Source organism: Glutamicibacter protophormiae (assembly GCF_016894325.1).
Classification (GTDB): domain Bacteria; phylum Actinomycetota; class Actinomycetes; order Actinomycetales; family Micrococcaceae; genus Glutamicibacter; species Glutamicibacter protophormiae.
The window spans coordinates 1056103-1069872 of sequence record NZ_CP069806.1 but is presented as its reverse complement, the minus strand read 5'-3'; the positions used below and the strand labels follow the sequence as shown (position 1 = coordinate 1069872).

Sequence of the window (13770 nt, the reverse complement as noted above, 5' to 3'; positions counted from 1 at the left end):
CTCCTATGCAGTTGTCATGGCTTCGCCGATTGATGTCCTAGGCGGACAGCTCGGCCACCACTTCGCTCAGCTGCACATCGCGGCGTTCGCCGGTGGCACGGTCCTTGACCTCGACCAGGCCGTCAGCCAGGCCGCGGCCGACCACCACAATGGTCGGCACACCGATCAGCTCGGCGTCGGAGAACTTCACGCCGGCCGAGACCTTCGGACGGTCATCGAAGATGACTTCCTTGCCGGCAGCCTCGAATTCCTTGGCCAGCTTGTCGCCGGCTTCCAGCAGTTCGGCGCCCTTGCCTGTGACCACGATGTGGATGTCCGCCGGGGCGATCTGCTTGGGCCAGGTCAGGCCGTTGTCGTCGTGGTATGCCTCGGCCAGGGCGGCCACCGCGCGGGTGACGCCGATGCCGTAGGAGCCCATGGTGACAACCTGCAGCTTGCCGTTCTGGTCCAGGACCTTCAGCTCCAGTGCTTCGGCGTACTTGCGGCCGAGCTGGAAGATGTGGCCCATCTCGATGCCGCGCTCGGTGCGCAGCGGACCGGAGCCGTCCGGTGCCGGGTCGCCTTCCAGCACGTTGACTGCTTCAATGGTGCCGTCGAAGGTGAAATCTCGGCCGGCGACCAGGCCGAAGACGTGCTTGCCCTTTTCGTTGGCCCCGGTGATCCACGTGGTGCCGGAGACCACACGCGGGTCGACCAGATAGGTGATGCCGTTCTCGGTTTCGCTGCCCAGCAGCTGCTGGTCAAGTCCCAGGGCAGGACCCAGGTAGCCGGTGACGATCTCCGGATGGCTCTTCAGGTCTTCGGCGGTCGCCTGTCCGACCTCGACCTCGCCGCTGATGCCCAAGGCGGTGCCGATGGTAGCCTCAAGCCGCTTCTCGTCGACCTGGCGGTCGCCGGGAACACCCAGCACAACCAGGTGGCGGTTGCCTTCTGGGTCGGTGATCGCCAGCACCACGTTCTTCAGGGTGTCCTTGGCTTCCCAGGCACGGTCGGTGCGCGGGCGCAGCTCGTTGGCGGCGGCGACCAGGGTGTCGATGGTCGGGGTGTCGGGGGTGTCGACAACCTCGAAGGCCGGGGCGTCGGCGAAGTCGATGGCGTCCGGGACCACGGTGGTCACTGCCTCGACGTTGGCCGCGTAGCCGCCCGGCGAGCGCACGAAGGTGTCCTCGCCGATCGCGGTCGGGTGCAGGAACTCCTCGGACTTCGATCCGCCCATGGCTCCAGCCTGGGCGAAGACCGGAACAACTTCCAGACCCAGGCGTTCGAAGATCTTCAGGTAGGCGCCGCGGTGGGCCATGTAGGCCTCGTCCAGGCCCTCGTCGTCGATGTTGAAGGAGTAGGAGTCCTTCATGATGAATTCGCGGCCGCGCAGCAGGCCCGCGCGAGGACGGGCCTCGTCGCGGTACTTGTTCTGGATCTGGTACAGGTAGACCGGCAGATCCTTGTACGAGTTGTACAGGTCCTTGACCAGCAGGGTGAACATTTCCTCATGGGTCGGGGCCAGCAGGTAGTCGGCATCCTTGCGGTCCTTGAGGCGGAACAGGCCCTCGCCGTATTCGGTCCAGCGGCCGGTCTGCTCGTACGGCTCGCGCGGCAGCAGCGCCGGGAAGTGGACTTCCTGGGCGCCGATGGCGCTCATCTCTTCACGGACGATGGCTTCCACGCGTGCCAGGACCCGCAGACCCAGCGGCAGCCAGGTGTAGATGCCAGGCGCGGCGCGGCGGATGTAGCCGGCGCGAACCAAGAGTTTGTGGCTGGCAACCTCGGCGTCAACCGGATCTTCGCGCAGGGTGCGCAGGAACGTTGTGGAAAGCTTCAAAACCACGCGTGGTGTCCTTTTCCGTATGACGGCAGGCGCAGTGATGCGCGACTGCCGCCGTGCTAGGCAAAATCTGTTGTGAGCTGCCGTCGAGGCAGCCACGTTCAATCCTACCGGGTTCGGCTCTGCGCCCGGGCAATCCGGGACAGGAACCGACACGCTGCGCGGGCCTGATACTCCTAGCCCACATGCACCCAGGGCCGGCGCTGCAGGTCCGGTTCGGCTTCACGCAGCACCTCGCGGGTCAGCGGCGCGATTTCGCCTTGGCCCAGGAGCAGGAAGCGAACCAGGTTGCTCAGCGGGTTTCCCTCCGTCCAGCGGAAGTAGATGTGCGGCATGACGTCGTAGTTGTCCCTGATCGCCAGGCAGATCGCGGCGATGGCGGTGGGTACCGAGGACGCGGTCGACTCCAGGATCCAGAATCCATGCCGGGTGATGCCGCGCACCTCGATGTCCTCGGCGAAATCCGAGTAGTCCGAGACCTTGACCTCCAGGAAGATGACCGGGGCCTTGTCGGAAATGTGGCTGGCCAGCACCGCATGGTGCAGCTTGCGGCGGTAGCGCGCCTTGGTGGTGTTGGCCGGTTCGTGGGCGATCAGCTGCACGATCCCCCGGCGCGCGGATCCGGAGATCAGGTGTTCGGCGGCCGCGTCGAAACGCACCGATGTCGCACGCAGCTCGGTCGAGCGGTGGAACCGCGAGGAGAGCGATACCAGAAGCACCGCGCCGATGAAGAACGCGGCGATTTTCAGGCCCTCGGGCCTTTCAAAGCAGTTGACCACCGTGGTGTACAGGAAAACCAGCGTGACGAACATGTACAGGATGCTCCTGCCGCGTTCGTGGTGCCGCCGGGCGGAGATCGTCACCGCGATGGCGGCCGAGCTCATCAGCACCAGCACGCCCGTTGCATATGCGGCACCCTGGGCATTGACGTCTGCATCGAAGTGCCAGGTGATGGCCAGCGCCACCAGAATGACCACGAGCACCAGTGGGCGCACGGCACGGGCCCATTCCGGCGCCATGCCGAAGCGCGGCAGGTAGCGCGGGATCAAGTTCAGCAGCCCGGCGATGGCCGAGGCGCCGGCGAACCACAGGATCAAGATGGTCGAGATGTCATAGACCGTCCCGAAGCCGTCCCCCATCAGCCGGTGGGCAAGCCATGACAGGGCGCGGCCGTTGGCGGTTCCGCCTTCCTGGAACTCCGGAGCGGGGATCAGTACCGTGGTGACCACCGACGACAGCACCAGAAAGCTGCTCATGATCAGCGCGGCAGTGGTCAGCAGCTTGCGGGCGCCGCGGATGCGGCTTACTGGATCCGCGGCCAATTCTCCGGGCTTCAGGCTGATCTGGGGCATGACGGCCACACCCGTTTCAAAGCCGGACAGGCCCAGGGCGAGCTTCGGGAAGACGATGAGGCAGACCAGCAGCATCATCACCGGGTTGCCGTGTGCGGCCAGCAGGGAATCCATCCAGTTGCCGAGGCTGGCCGGGTGCTCGGCGATATTGGCGAAGGAGACCGCGATGACGACCAGGTTCAGGGCCAGGAACGTGCCGACCAACGTCACGGCGATCCAGGTGACCTCGTTGAACCCGCGCATGAACAAGGCACCGAGCAGGAGTAGCAGGATCACCGTCAAAGGGATCTGCTTGCCCGTGAACCATGCGGGGGTGAAGGGGTTCTCGATGAGGTGCGCGGAGGCATCCGCCGCCGAAAGCGTCGCGGTGATCATGAAGTCGGTGGCCGCGAAGCCCAGCAGGATCAGCACCAGCATTTTGCCCTTCCAATGCGGCAGCAGGCGTTCGAGCATGGCGATTGATCCCTGTCCATGCGGGGATTCCCCGGCGACCCGGCGGTATACGGGCAAGGCTGCGCCCAGGGTCACGGCAACCAGGATCAATGTGGCGAACGGAGCCAGGGCGCCGGCGGCCAGGGCGGCGATGGCTGGCTGGTATCCCAGGGTGGAGAAGTAGTCCAGGCCCGAAAGGCACATGACCTGCCACCATTTTCCGGCGTGTTTCTTGTCATCGCCGAGGTCTTCGTGGCCCACGGATTGGTCATTCAACCACCGGTAGAGGCGGAGGCGGGCCGAGTCCGAATTCGAAGACTGAGAGACGTTCAGCGTCCCAATATTCGTATTCACGAATGTGAACTGTACGCCTAGATTGACCTCGCGTCACTGGTTTCCCAAAAAGAAATCAGGGTATTCTCCCCTACCCCGCGGCGCACGGAAAAACGGGGGCCGGAACCGGGTATCCCCGGAATCCGACCCCCGTTTCAGGGAGTTTCCAGTCTCGCTACTTGGCTGTCGCCTTGACCTCGGCGACGGCCTTGTTGAGCTCTTCGGTGAGCTTCTTGAGCACGTCGGCTTCGGACTCCGCGTCGGTTCCGGTCATGGATACCGAGACTGCGTTGTTTCCAACCAGCCCCTGCATCTGGTAGCTGCCGCCGCCGGGAACATCAGTGCCATTCAGCTTGGTGGTATTGCTGGTGGCGTAGGTCAGGTCCGCATCCGATGAGGCATCGAGAATCTTGACTCCAACTTCTGCATTCTGGCCCTGGAGCGTCATGCCGATCTTGTCGCACCCCTGCAGGTCCTTGTTTTTAACCTGCTTGGTGATCTGGTCCAGCTTCGCGGTATCTTCGTAACCGGCCACGCTGTAGCTGGTGGACTCCATCGTAGAATCATCCATCAGCACGGCAACGGCCATGTTGATGCCGTCGATATCCCATGCTGCCTGCTGGCTGACGAACTCGGCGCACTTCTCGGGGCTGATTTCCATCTGCTCGATCAGCTTCTTGGCCTGCGGAAGGGCCGCGGCGATGGTGTCGCCGTCCATGATCTGGGCATCGGCAGAGTCGCCGGCCAGCTTCTTGACGATGGCAGTGGCCTGCTCGGTGCTCAGGGCCGCCGTTTCAGGTGCCGCCTTCTCCTGGGAGGCACCCGCGTCGGTGGAGCCTGGGGTCTCGTTGGCCGAGCCGCTGCAGCCGGTCAAGGCCAGCGCGGCGGCCAGTGGAAGCAGCAGGAATGAACGCTTCTTCATGATGTCTTGTCCTCACGTTTGGTGGTGATGGACACAACTCTATTTCACAAGCAACTAGAAATAAAACTTTCTATCCGCTTAGTTAAGCGCATCGATGTCAGCGAAGGCCTTGTTTATCAATTCGACGGCTTCTGCGGACATGGTTGCCGACTCTGCCAACCCGGTCTGGAAGGTGACGATGACGAAGCTGTTCCCCTTCAGCGCTTGCACGACGACCGAGCTCAGCTCCTGGCCTCCTCCGACGTCCATCTGGGTGGACATCGTCAGCGCTTGGTCGGCTTCCACCTTCAGCGGCAGGATCTGCCGCTTGGCGCTGACCTTTTCACCGCTCTGCTCCACGGATACTTTCTCGCATCCGGAAATGTCATCCAGCTTGAGCGCATCGGAAATTTTCTTGCGGGTCGCTTCGTCGGTGATGGAGAACACCTGGACCACCTTGCCCAGGCTTTCATCCGCAACGCTTCCGGTCGCGGAAACGGAAGCGGTCAGGTCGGTAACGGTGTACTGCTCCATCTGCTTGGCGCATTTTTCCGGGGTGATTCCGGAGGCCGAGCCCACGCCCTTGGCCATCTGGAGCTGCTGCTGCATCGTTTCGTTACCGACAACGGTCAGCGAGGGATCATCCCCCAACAGGTTCCTGACCACCGTTTCGACCTGCCCTGCATCCAGATTCCCGCCCTGCTGCTGGGCTTGGCTCTGCCCGGGTTCCGGCTGCTGCTCGCCGGCGGATGAACAGCCGGTCAAGGCAAGCGCCGCGGCCAGGGGGAGGAACCAGAGGAACCGTTGTGACATGAAGTATTTTCCTTTGTGCAGTGGTGCAGGGGACAAGTTTCAGCGTTGCATCAGTCGAGTTGGTCGATGAGGGTGTCTACGGTTGCGGAGGCGGCTGCAAGGTGTTCCGGCGTGGCAGCGCCGCTGGTGTCCTGCTGAATGCCCAGCAGGATATTCGCGGTGGCGGCGCGGACCACCAGTTGCTGGGAGGTCTTCTTGCCGTCGCTGCCGGTGACCACGTACGCTTCGGTGAGTTTCGCGGTGCTTTGGACGGGCTGCTTGGCCAGATGGAAGGCACGGGATTCGCCATCGACCTTGACCGAGTAGCGCGAGCAGTCGGCGCTGGCGGCCGCCTGCGCATCCCATTGGGATTTCAGGGTTTCGGAATCCTGATACACCGCGACGGTAATCAGCCGGTCCCCCACTTCCACTGCGCCCATCACGGAGTTCTGCAGCTGCTCGGCGATCGGCGCGGCGAAGGTGATTCCGCATTTGCTGGGGTTCACTTCGACGTCTTCAAGCCATTGCTGCGCTTTGGGAATCATCGAGCGCAATTGGGCGTCGGTGATGACGGTGGCTCCCGGCTGGTCGCCGGCGAACTGGTTCAGCGCTTCTTCCAGCTGCTGGGCATTGCGCTCAATGGCGGGCCCCAGGGAATCATTGGTATCGGACGGTGCCGGTGCGCTGCACGATGACATCATGAGCGCGGCGACGGCCAAGCCGGCCGTCCGCAGAAATTGTGGTCGATTCGCCAGCACGTCACTTCCCGTCGTTTGCAGAGACTGCTATCGAGTCTATGGGATGGGCCAAGGCAAGTGCGGGATCTCGGGCACCGGCACCGTGCCCGGTTCCGCCTAGAACAGGACCGTCGCGAAGGTTCCGACCTGAGTGAAACCGACTCTCAGGTAGGTGCGCACGGCGGCCTCGTTGAAGTCGTTCACGTACAGGCTGGCAATCGGCGCTTGCTGAAGGGCGTAGTCGACGGTCGAGGCCATATAGCCCGCGGCCAACGAGTGGCCCCGGTACATCGGGTTGATCCAGACGCCCTGGATCTGGGCTACCTGTTCGGTGACGGTCCCAAGGTCCGCCTTGAAAACGACGTTCCCCATCTCGTCCGTGTCGATCATGGTATGGCCCTGTCGGATGAGCTGGCGGACGCGCCCCCGGTAGAAGCTGCCGCCGTTTTCCAGCGGCGAGTAACCGAGCTCCTCTTCGAACATGGCGGCGCTGGCCGGCAGGACCTTGTCGAAATCGGAGGGGTGGGCGACCCGCAACCTGCGGCGCGCGATGCCTTCGGGGCTGGTGCGGATCTCCATCAGCGGCTGGTTGCGGCGCACGTCGAATATCGACTGCGGGCCGTCGACCAGCACCTCGTGCATGGCAAGCACGGTGGATGCCGGGCCGAAGATGGAGGCGAAGCGCTGGCGTGTTGCCAGGGCCATCAATGCGTATTCGTGGGCGTGCTCGTCCGGCATGGCGGTGGGCGCCATATTGGCACCCACCCAGCATGCGGACAGCAGGCCTTCTTCACCGTCGACTCCCAGCACGTGGGCGAACCCGTCCGGCACGGCCGAACGGTGCAGGTCCACCTGGGACCTGGTGAAGATGTTGGCGACGGGGTCGCGGTCGAGCAGCTCGATGAGGGCCGCAGTGTCCCTGCGGCCCAAGATGCGCGGTTGTCCCTCGTCTACCCGTCGGCCAGATTTAGCTGACGGAGACCACTGGAGAACCCGCGGCAGGATTCTCGTCATCGCCCAAGTCCATTTCCTCAGCCAAGCGGTTGGCTTCTGCAATCAGGGTTTCCACGATCTGGTCCTCGGGCACGGTCTTGATGACCTCGCCCTTGACGAAGATCTGGCCCTTGCCGTTGCCGGAGGCTACGCCAAGGTCAGCGTCGCGGGCTTCGCCCGGACCATTGACGACGCAGCCCATCACGGCGACGCGCAACGGAACAGTCATGCCTTCAAGGCCGGCGGTGACCTCGTCGGCCAGCGTGTAGACATCGACCTGTGCACGGCCGCACGACGGGCAGGAAACGATTTCCAGCTTGCGCGGGCGCAGGTTCAGCGATTCGAGGATCTGGTTGCCGACCTTGACTTCCTCGACCGGCGGGGCCGAGAGCGAAACGCGGATGGTGTCGCCGATGCCCTTGGACAGCAGCGCGCCGAAGGCCGTCGCGGACTTGATGGTTCCCTGGAAAGCGGGGCCTGCCTCGGTGACACCCAGGTGCAGGGGCCAGTCGCCGCTTTCCGCCAGCAGCTCGTAGGCGCGGACCATGATCACCGGGTCGTTGTGCTTGACCGAGATCTTGAAGTCGTGGAATCCATGCTCCTCGAACAGCGAAGCTTCCCAGATGGCGGATTCAACCAGCGCTTCGGGGGTTGCCTTGCCGTACTTGGCCAGCAGGCGGCGATCCAATGAACCGGCGTTGACGCCGATTCGGATCGAGGTGCCGTGGTCCTTGGCGGCCTGGGCGATTTCCTTGACCTGGTCGTCGAACTGGCGGATATTGCCCGGGTTCACGCGCACGGCGCCGCAGCCGGCTTCGATGGCCGCGTAGACGTACTTCGGCTGGAAGTGGATATCGGCGATCACCGGGATCTGCGACTTCATCGCAATGATCTTCAGCGCTTCGGCGTCCTTGTCCGTCGGGCAGGCGACACGCACGATGTCGCAGCCGGAAGCGGTCAGCTCCGCGATCTGCTGCAAGGTCGCGTTGATGTCGTGGGTCTTGGTGGTGGTCATCGACTGAACCGAAATCGGCGAGTCAGACCCCACGCCAACCGACCCGACTTGAATCTGGCGGGTCTTACGACGTGGAGCGAGAACCGGCGGTGGGGCTGCCGGCATGCCTAGGCTGACCGAAGTCAATGGATGCCTCCGAATGGATTGTGGGTAATACTCTCTATCCAAGTATGTCACCGACTCGTTCAAAGCGGTGATCTATGCGAGAAAGGCCACGGCGAACCGTGGCCTTTCCGCCCTTTGCCGCGCGAGGTGCCGCGGCGGAGGGAAACCTAGGGCGTGTCTCTTATATCCGTAGCCAGACCAGAATCGCTGCCAACACCACTCCCGCACGATACGTGACCGCAAGCTTGTCATAACGAGTCGCAAGCCCCCGCCACTGCTTCATCAATCCAAACGCCCGCTCGACCACGTTGCGATCTTTATACTTCTCAGCATCGAACCCCGGCGGGCGCCCACCCGCGCGACCCCTACGCTTCCTGGCAGCGATCTCGTTAGATTTCTCCGGAATCACAGCAGTGATGCCCCGCTTACGCAGGTACGTGCGGTTCACTCGTGACGTGTAACCACGATCAGCAAGCAGCGACTCGGGGCGCGTCCGCGCGTTCCCCGACCCGGTTCTTGGCACTCGAATATCGCCGATTACTTCCTGGAGCATCGCGCCGTCGTGACGTTGCCCACCCGTGACCACAATCGATAATGGGCGGCCATGCCCATCGACCGCGAAATGCACCTTCGTGCTCAACCCTCCGCGCGATCTCCCTATCCCATGACCTTCCGGTTCAACCTCGCATAACGGCAGATTCTTGTAATTCGATAGAGCCCCCTGTGTCCTGGTCCGGACGCGGAAGGTTCGTGCCGTGCTGGTGAGCACGGCTGATCGTCGCGTCAATCGACACGTTCCAGTCAATATCACCTACGGCATCGGCCTCGGCGAGGATGTGCGCGAATACGCGGTCCCAGGTGCCGTCGGTTGCGTAGCGGCGATGCCGCTTCCAGACGGTCTGCCAAGGGCCATACCGGTCAGGGAGATCACGCCACGGGATTCCGGTCCGGTAACGGTAGATGATGCCTTCTACGACGCGGCGGTTGTCACTGAAGGGACGGCCTTTACGGCCTTCGTTCGATGGCAGGAGTGGTTCGACTCGTTCCCATTGCGCATTCGTGAACTGCGTAAATCTAGACCTTTGTGCCACGACTCAATCATGGCGCGTGCACACAACTAGATTTAGGAGACACGCCCTAGTTGGCTTCTGCGACAGCCTTGATGCTGTTCAGCACGCCGGCGACCTGCTCGACAACCTCGGCGTCATCCTTCGGGTTCAGCTCGGCGAAGCGGACCACCGAGTTCGGGATGGCCATCTTGACGTCGTCCAGGACCTTGGCGCCGGCGATGCCCAGGGCCTTGCGGGCCTCGTCCTGCGCCCACACGCCGCCGTACTGGCCGAAGGCGGTGCCCACGACCACCGATGGCATGTCCTTGACGGCGCCGGTGCCGAACGGACGCGACAGCCAGTCGATGGCGTTCTTCAGCACGGCCGGCATGGTGCCGTTGTATTCGGGGGTGACCAGCATCAGCGCGTCGGCTGCGGTGGCTGCATCGCGCAGCGCCTGGGCCGCGGCAGGAACGCTGCCTGCAACGTCGTTGTCCTCGTTGTAGAAGGGAATGTTCTCCAGGCCGGAGAACAGTTCGACCTCTACGCCTTCCGGCGCGTTGACGACGGTGGCCTCGGCCAGCTGCTGGTTGGTCGAACCGCTGCGCAGGGAACCTACGAGAGTGAGGACTTTGGTTGCCATGGGCAATACTCCTAGAACAATGGAAAATTAGAAAAGCTGACGCTTCATCTAGATTCAACCGCCAGTCGCCCCGGATCCATTCCCCGATTTCCGGTGATCTGACTCACCGCGTGCGGCAGATGGCGTTGTCTAGTCCACCGGAGGGCGGCGGCGCAGCTGCTTGGTCGCGGAACGATTCGACTTGGAGGCCAGCCGCCGGCGCTGCGAGCCCCGGGTGGGTTTGGTGGCCCGGCGCTGCGGCGGATCGGGGCGCAGCGCGGCGGCAACCAGCTCGGCCAGCTTCTGCTGGGCATCCTGCCGGTTGCGCCACTGCGAGCGCTCCTGGGCCGAGGTGACCACGAGCAGTCCGCCGGCCAGCCGGGAAGACAGCTTGTCGAGAAGCCGTTGGCGCTGCCATGGCGAGAGCGCCCTTGATCCCGCGATGGACCACGACAATTGCACCCGGCTGTCCGAGGTGTTCACGTGCTGGCCGCCCGGTCCCGAGGAACGGGTGAAATTCCAGGACAGCTCGGAGGCCGGGATCACCAGCGATCGGGAAATGTGCAGGTCCATGTTCCCAGTTTCCCACGGCAGGAGAAGCAAGCCGGCGCCCGCTCCCCGAGCGGCGGGGTGCGGGCGCCGGCTTGCCGCAGAGAGGCGGACGCCTAGGAGGCGAAGTCCTTGAGCAGGCCGGTCACCGGGTTCCATTCGGTGATGATTCGCTGCGCCAGGGCACCGGTGGTGCTGAATGGGTCCTGGTCCAGCACCTCCACGAGCGCCGTTTCGGATTCCGCGGCCAGGATCAGCAGGGCGCCGTCATTGACCGGGGTCGGACCGGAAGCCAGCAGCTGCACCGGCCCCTGGCCGACAAATCCCCCGAGGAACTCGCGGTGCGCCGGGCGGTGCTCGTTGCGCAGCTGCGCGGAGTTCTCGGCGTATACGTACTCAACAGCAAAAACAGTCATGGGTTCAGCTTAAATGCTCGGGCTCAGAACAACTGAATCGGCTTGAAGATGTCCGCGTATATTAAGAGGCCGCCCATCGCCAGCATGGCCACGACCACCACATAGGTCAGCGGCAGCATCTTGATGGTGTCCACGGGTTTCACGTTCTTGAGGCTGAAGATCCTGGCGACCGTGCGCTTCAATCCGTCGTAGAGGGCGCCGACCACGTGGCCGCCGTCCAGCGGCAGCAGCGGGATCAGGTTGAAGGCGAACAATGCAAGGTTCAGTCCGCCGGCCAGCGAGAGCAGGGTGGCGAACTTGTCGCCCACGGAGATCGAGTCCTCCGCACTGATTTCTCCGGCGATCCGGCCCACGCCGACAATGGACACCGGGCCGTTCGGGTCGCGTTCCTCGTTGCCGAAGGCTGCCCGGGCGACATCGGCCATGCGTTCGGGCAGATGCAGGATCACGGTGCCGATGTTGGCCAGCTGGGTGCCGACCACACCGGGCACCTCGCTGATCGGCTGAGGCAGGTTCTCCACGGTGGAGCTCATGCCCACGAAACCGACCTTCGCCATTTCGTACCCGCCGTCCGCTCCCTTCACCGGGTAGCCGTTCGCGTCCGTGACCGGCCGGTCGGTCAGGTACGGGGTCATGGTGGTGCTGTGGCTGGCGCCGTCGCGGGTGTACTCAAGCGACACCGGCTGGCCCGGATTCTCGCGGATGACGTCGGTGAGCTTGTTCCACTCCCCCTGTGCCACGGCCATGCCGTTCACCGAGGTGATGGTGTCGCCGGGCAGCAGTCCGGCTTCGTAGGCGGGAGCGGCCGGGTCCGAGGCCGAGCATTCGGTCTGGTCGGCGTTCTCGGCCGTGGCGATGCACTTGTAGACCTCGGAAACCGTGGTCGTGGTGGTGGCGACGCCGAAGCTGGTGAGCACGATGCCGATCAGCACGAAGCCCAGGATCAGGTTCATGAACGGGCCGCCGAGCATGATGATGATGCGTTTGTAGGTGGGCAGCTGGTAGAACATCCGCCCTTCGTCCTCGGGCCTGACGTTCTCATTGGCCTGCGAGCGCGCGTCGTCCACCATCTGGCCGAACACCCGCTGGAACAGGTTCGGCTTCTTCCGCGGCGCCCCCGGTTCCCCCTCCGCGGCCGGGCGCGGCGGGTACATGCCGACCATCGAGATGTAGCCGCCCAGCGGCAGCATCTTGATGCCGTACTGGGTTTCGCCGCGCTTGAAGGAGAACAGGGTCTTGCCGAAACCGATCATGTACTGCGGCACGCGCAGACCGAAGAGCTTGGCCGGCACCAGGTGGCCGACCTCGTGCAACGCGATGGAGGCTCCGATGGCCAGCACCATGAAGAGCACTCCGAGGATGAACAGCACTGCGCTCATGCGCTGACCCCCAGGATCCTGGATGCGTGGGCGCGGGCCCACTTGTCGGTTTCAAGCACCACTTCCACGCTGGGCTCCGCGTTGACCGGAGTGTAGTCGTCCAGCGCGCGCTCGATGGTCTCCACGATGTCGGTGAAGCGGATCTTTCCGTCGTGGAATGCGTCCACCGCCACCTCGTTCGCCGCGTTGTACACGGCCATGTGGGTTCCGGAGGCCGCGGCGGCCTGCTTGGCGATCTTCACCGCGGTGAACACCGATTCGTCCAGCGGGTCGAAGGTCCAACTGGAGGCGGTGGAGAAGTCGCAGGACGCGGCGGCGCCGGCCACGCGATGCGGCCAGTTGATGCCCAGCGCAATGGGCAGGCGCATGTCCGGGGGCGAGGCCTGGGCGATGACCGACCCGTCAATGAACTCGACCATGGAATGGACGATCGACTGGCGGTGCACCACCGGCTCGATCCGGTCCAGCGGCACGTCGAAGAGCAGATGCGCCTCGATGACTTCCAGCGCCTTGTTGACCATGGTCGCGGAATTGGTGGTCACCATGCGGCCCATGTCCCAGGTCGGGTGGGCCATGGCCTGCTGCGGGGTGACGTCGCGCAGCTTTTCGTAGCTGTAGCCGAAGAACGGTCCGCCGGAAGCGGTGACGATGAGCTTGGCCACTTCCTCCGGGGTGCCCGAGCGCAGCGCCTGGGCCAGGGCCGAGTGCTCGGAGTCGACCGGGGCGATCTGTCCGGGGGCGGCGAACTGCTTGACCACCTGGCCGCCGATGATCAGCGATTCCTTGTTGGCCAGCGCCAGCAGGTGCCCCGCCTTCAGCGCGGCGACGGTCGGCTCCAGTCCGATGGCGCCGGTGATCCCGTTGAGCACCACATCGGCCTCCGCGAACGCGGCGACCTCGGTGGCGGCCCGCGGGCCGGCGAACAGCTCGGGCGCATAACCGCGCACCGACGCCTCCTGCGCGGCCGCGGCGATCGCGTCGGCGAGCGCCTGGGTGGATTCCACGGCGCTGCCCACCACGGCCGGCCGGTACTTCACCGCCTGGCGCGCCAACAGCTCCAGGTTATAGCCGCCGCTGAGCGCGGCGACGCTGAACTGCTCCGGGGCGTTGTCGATGACATCAAGCCCCTGGGTGCCGATGGACCCCGTGGAACCGATCAACGTGACGCGGCGCGGCCGCCCTGGCTCGGGAGAAAAATCTTTGGTGCTCACCCGTCCATTATGGTTCCTCTAACTGTGAGGTCCCAAAGAGCAGCGCCGGGTCCGCGACGGTG

At 64.1% G+C, this 13770-nt stretch carries 13 protein-coding genes; all 13 read right to left on the bottom strand.

Translation table 11 applies throughout. The features are described 5' to 3' along the window. Positions 1–37 precede the first annotated feature (37 nt). Positions 38–1825 (bottom strand): proline--tRNA ligase, encoded by a 1788-nt coding sequence (locus tag JQN66_RS05110; protein ID WP_204676905.1) that lies wholly within the window; start codon positions 1823–1825, stop codon positions 38–40. A 173-nt stretch (positions 1826–1998) separates the two neighbouring features. After that, on the bottom strand, positions 1999–3810 hold the full coding sequence (locus JQN66_RS05105; protein WP_204677484.1) for an APC family permease: 1812 nt from the start codon (positions 3808–3810) through the stop codon (positions 1999–2001). A 304-nt stretch (positions 3811–4114) separates the two neighbouring features. After that, entirely contained in the window at positions 4115–4861 is a 747-nt protein-coding gene (locus JQN66_RS05100) for a hypothetical protein (RefSeq protein ID WP_204676904.1), read from the bottom strand. A gap of 78 nt (positions 4862–4939) precedes the next feature. Beyond that, positions 4940–5653: a hypothetical protein gene (locus tag JQN66_RS05095; RefSeq protein WP_204676903.1), complete on the bottom strand. Its 714-nt coding sequence runs from the start codon at positions 5651–5653 to the stop codon at positions 4940–4942. A 50-nt stretch (positions 5654–5703) separates the two neighbouring features. Then, positions 5704–6351, bottom strand: coding sequence for a hypothetical protein (locus JQN66_RS05090; RefSeq protein WP_204676902.1), 648 nt, complete (start codon positions 6349–6351; stop codon positions 5704–5706). Positions 6352–6486: 135 nt separating this feature from the next. Beyond that, positions 6487–7299, bottom strand: coding sequence for a GNAT family N-acetyltransferase (locus JQN66_RS05085; protein WP_204676901.1), 813 nt, complete (start codon positions 7297–7299; stop codon positions 6487–6489). 37 nt (positions 7300–7336) lie between these two features. Next, positions 7337–8503 (bottom strand): flavodoxin-dependent (E)-4-hydroxy-3-methylbut-2-enyl-diphosphate synthase, encoded by a 1167-nt coding sequence (gene ispG, locus JQN66_RS05080; RefSeq protein WP_204676900.1) that lies wholly within the window; start codon positions 8501–8503, stop codon positions 7337–7339. Positions 8504–8663: 160 nt separating this feature from the next. Beyond that, a protein-coding gene (locus JQN66_RS05075; protein ID WP_239464072.1) for an IS5 family transposase occupies positions 8664–9573 on the bottom strand; the annotation gives its coding sequence in 2 pieces (ribosomal slippage) (positions 8664–9203 and positions 9205–9573; 909 coding nt in all). Positions 9574–9619: 46 nt separating this feature from the next. Continuing rightward, positions 9620–10174, bottom strand: coding sequence for an NAD(P)H-dependent oxidoreductase (locus JQN66_RS05070; RefSeq protein ID WP_204676899.1), 555 nt, complete (start codon positions 10172–10174; stop codon positions 9620–9622). A 129-nt stretch (positions 10175–10303) separates the two neighbouring features. Continuing rightward, entirely contained in the window at positions 10304–10726 is a 423-nt protein-coding gene (gene arfB, locus JQN66_RS05065; RefSeq protein ID WP_204676898.1) for an alternative ribosome rescue aminoacyl-tRNA hydrolase ArfB, read from the bottom strand. 92 nt (positions 10727–10818) lie between these two features. Beyond that, positions 10819–11118, bottom strand: coding sequence for a YciI family protein (locus JQN66_RS05060; protein ID WP_204676897.1), 300 nt, complete (start codon positions 11116–11118; stop codon positions 10819–10821). Between the two features lie 23 nt (positions 11119–11141). Beyond that, complete coding sequence (locus JQN66_RS05055; protein ID WP_204676896.1) at positions 11142–12497, bottom strand: M50 family metallopeptidase; 1356 nt, start codon at positions 12495–12497, stop codon at positions 11142–11144. Continuing rightward, on the bottom strand, positions 12494–13708 hold the full coding sequence (gene dxr, locus JQN66_RS05050; protein WP_204676895.1) for a 1-deoxy-D-xylulose-5-phosphate reductoisomerase: 1215 nt from the start codon (positions 13706–13708) through the stop codon (positions 12494–12496). The genes JQN66_RS05055 and dxr overlap by 4 nt, the downstream gene beginning before the upstream one ends. Positions 13709–13770 lie beyond the last annotated feature (62 nt).